The sequence below is a fragment of the Blautia sp. DFI.3.45 genome (assembly GCF_020593505.1).
Taxonomy (GTDB): Bacteria; Bacillota; Clostridia; order Lachnospirales; family Lachnospiraceae; genus Blautia_A; species Blautia_A wexlerae.
On the sequence record NZ_JAJDMI010000200.1, the window covers coordinates 1 to 313 of the forward strand.

At 44.4% G+C, this 313-nt stretch carries 1 protein-coding gene; it reads right to left on the reverse strand.

All coding sequences use genetic code 11. The features are described from left to right. Positions 1-313: hypothetical protein (locus LJE09_RS17590; RefSeq protein ID WP_227311632.1), on the reverse strand; the 313-nt coding region annotated here is incomplete at both ends.

Sequence of the window (313 nt, forward strand, 5' to 3'; positions counted from 1 at the left end):
TCATAACCTGTGGCATTTTTGCATTTTGTGTAAGTAATAGTCACAGTGTTTCCTTTTACAGTGATATTCTTGATCTTTGGCTGTTGTGGTGTGACAACAGTGATCTTGATCTTCTTAACCTTTGTCCAAGAACCATAGACCTTATTGCCCTGTTCATCCAGAACCCAGCTTCGGGCCGCTACATACCAGGTACCCTTTGCCAGATATCTGAAAGATGCCTGTGGCTTGCCGGTTGAGGAAACGGTCTGGCTGAATTTGCCGGTCTGGAGCATATTTGATTTCTTACTGATCACGAAGTCATAACCCTGAGCAC